The organism is Neisseria flava, assembly GCF_982712965.1.
Genome location: NZ_CEXQBZ010000096.1, coordinates 1 through 3,058, shown reverse-complemented (window position 1 = coordinate 3,058; position 3,058 = coordinate 1). Strand labels below are relative to the sequence as shown.

Annotated in this window: 3 protein-coding genes and 1 pseudogene; all 4 read left to right on the top strand. The window is 46.6% G+C overall.

What is annotated here, in order from left to right; translation table 11 throughout:
- Positions 1–781: pseudogene (locus AC5M9B_RS04710) on the top strand (hypothetical protein); the annotation flags it as partial.
- A gap of 64 nt (positions 782–845) precedes the next feature.
- Positions 846–2,159, top strand: a complete 1,314-nt coding sequence (locus AC5M9B_RS04705; RefSeq protein ID WP_003742707.1) for a replication-associated recombination protein A — start codon at positions 846–848, stop codon at positions 2,157–2,159.
- A 168-nt stretch (positions 2,160–2,327) separates the two neighbouring features.
- Positions 2,328–2,543: a hypothetical protein gene (locus tag AC5M9B_RS04700; RefSeq protein ID WP_455007557.1), complete on the top strand. Its 216-nt coding sequence runs from the start codon at positions 2,328–2,330 to the stop codon at positions 2,541–2,543.
- Positions 2,544–2,618: 75 nt separating this feature from the next.
- A complete protein-coding gene (locus tag AC5M9B_RS04695; protein ID WP_487648314.1) occupies positions 2,619–2,945 on the top strand; it encodes a low molecular weight protein tyrosine phosphatase family protein in 327 nt (108 codons plus the stop codon).
- Positions 2,946–3,058 lie beyond the last annotated feature (113 nt).

Sequence of the window (3,058 nt, the reverse complement as noted above, 5' to 3'; positions counted from 1 at the left end):
AATTATTGATTTTTTTAAAAAATTAAAAAATTATTTTTCTAAAAATAAGAATAAAAAAAGAAAAAATAAGATAACAGAGGAAATTACTACATTAATACTCTTTATAATGATAATTATACTCTCATCTGCTACAACATTTTTATACTCCTTAGTTTTTATAATAATGACTAACGATTGGTTACCTGGAGAAGAAACTCAATACTTATACTTACTTTTTCTCGGCATAATGATGCTATTGAATGTCTTCTTAGTCTCTCGCTTCATTCGCCACCAAAAAAACAATAAAAATGATCATAAGAAAGTTCTTATATTTCCTTGTATGATTGCTTTTTTTTCATTACTCTTGATAGTAATACTATCTGAAAATTTTTCTGTGCGTATGCTTTATCCAGTTCGTTTTACAGAAATACCACAAAACTCTTCATGGTATTTATTACACAATAATTTTCAACAAAACAATGGCTTGCAAGAAACTAGTGGGATTGATAAAAATGACTTATTCAAGTTAAAACAGAAATTTAAATGCTCTGTGCTCTCAGAAAAAGAAAAAGTAGAAAAAGACATTACCTGTTCTTCAATCCCCGAACAACGCAACAACGCCCTATACGGCTACATGGCTTGGAACTTAGGCGACACTAAGGTCTTCTGCCCACCAACTGTTGAAAACAACAAAGGAAAAAAGGAAGCCGCAAAATTAGCAACAGAATGTATCGTTATCAGTGGGAAATTCCTGCAAATTTTGAATGAAAACTATATTGATATTATGCCCAAAGAGCGTTAATCCTCCTTTCAGACGACCTGCTATAATCCACGTCGTCTGAAAACCCTCTTTCACGGAAACTGCCATGTCCGATCTTTTCACCCGCCAACCCGATGCGCCGCTTGCCGAACGTCTGCGCCCGCATACGCTTGATGATGTTATCGGGCAGCAGCATTTAATCGGCGAAGGTAAGCCGCTGCGTGTGGCGGTGGAAGGCGGGAAGCCGCATTCTATGTTGCTGTGGGGACCGCCGGGTGTGGGCAAGACGACGTTGGCGCGGATTTTGGCGCAGAGTTTCAACGCCCAGTTTTTGCCTGTTTCCGCCGTGTTTTCCGGCGTGAAAGACATACGCGAGGCAATCGACAAGGCCGAAATTGCTTTGCAGCAGGGACGCGCGACGATTTTGTTCGTCGATGAAGTCCACCGCTTCAACAAGGCGCAGCAGGACGCGTTTTTGCCCCATGTCGAAAGCGGTTTGCTGACCTTTATCGGTGCGACTACGGAAAACCCGTCGTTCGAAGTCAATCCTGCGCTATTGAGCCGCGCGCAGGTGTATGTTTTGCAATCCTTGTCTTCAGACGACCTCAAGAAACTGATTGCCAAAGTATTGGCCTTGCCCGAATACCGAGATTTCACGATTGAAGCCGATGCGCAGGAGCTGCTTGTCAATACCGCCGACGGCGATGCGCGCAGATTGTTGAATTTATTGGAACAACTTTTACGCGCTGCCGACACGCGCCGTCTGAAAACCTTAACCGCCGAATTTCTCGCTGACAGTCTCGGGGCGCAAATCCGCCGTTTCGACAAAGGCGGCGAGAGTTTCTACAACCAAATCTCCGCCCTGCACAAATCCGTGCGCGGTTCGCATCCGAATGCCGCGCTGTATTGGTTTTGCCGTATGCTCGACGGCGGTACCGACCCGCGCTACCTCGCCCGCCGTATCGTGCGCATGGCGTGGGAGGACATCGGACTTGCCGACCCGCGTGCTTTCCAAATCGCCAACGATGCTGCCGCTACCTTCGAACGTTTAGGCTCGCCCGAAGGCGAACTCGCGCTGGCGCAAGCCGTGCTGTACCTTGCCGCCGCCGCAAAATCCAACGCGGGCTACAAGGCATACAACCAAATGCGCCGCTTCGTCAAAGAAAACGCCAGCGACGAAGTACCCGTCCACCTGCGCAACGCCCCGACCAAGCTGATGAAGGAATTAGGCTACGGACGCGAATACCGCTACGCCCACGACGAACCAAACGCCTACGCCGCCGGCGAAAGCTATATGCCCGACGGCTTGGACGAACCGGATTTCTACCAACCCGTCCCGCGCGGGCTGGAAATCAAAATCGGCGAAAAGCTGGAATGGTTGAAATCGCTGGATGAAGAAGCGTTGAATAAACAGAAGTAAATGGTGTCTCACATTTCAGACGACCTGTTTCACAACGACGGTCAAATGCTTGTATTGTCAAGCTAATTTGGCTACAATCCGATTTTCCTTTTTCTTGCCGAATAATCGAACACAGAAAAAATCGCGGCTGCTGAACCCGATTTCCGAAACAAAGTTAGAAAGCAGATAATGGACAATTTAGACCAAAGTCGCAGCCGTGCATGGCGGCGGCATCAGGTAAAACGACCCAGCCATCGCGTACACGGTAAAGACCCTTCTGAGGGTAAGCCCGAGAAAAAGTGGGATTTGATGTATTTCCGCAGGAATAAAGTCAAACGCGCGCAAAAACTGGGCTTTGTTTACCCCTTCAGGCAGCATGAATTTGAAGCCGAATGGTTTGATTAACTTAAAAAACGCATTTCGACTCAATCGAGATGATTTTCACAAGGCGGATATTTTTTTCCGCCTTTTTTAATTTCTATGAACGCACTTTTTATTTGCAGCCGCAACCAATGGCGCAGCCCCACCGCTGAAGCGGTATTCCGACGCTATCCGAACGTACAGACCCGTTCCGCAGGTACAAGCCCTAATGCACGGCACACGGTTTCCATCAACGACATTACATGGGCGGATAAGGTGTTTGTGATGGAACAAAAGCATAAAAACCGCCTGTCCGCGCAGTTTTCCCGCGCTTTGCAGCATAAGGAAATCATCGTTTTGGACATTCCTGACGATTACCGCTATATGGACGAAGAATTGATTGAAATATTGAAAGAAAGCGTCGAGCCGTATTTGTCTGACAGCTAGTCTATATAGTGGATTAACTTTAAATCAGAACAAGGAGACGAAGCCGCAGACAGTACAAATAGTACGGAACCGATTCACTTGGTGCTTCAGCACCTTAGAGAATCGTTCTCTTT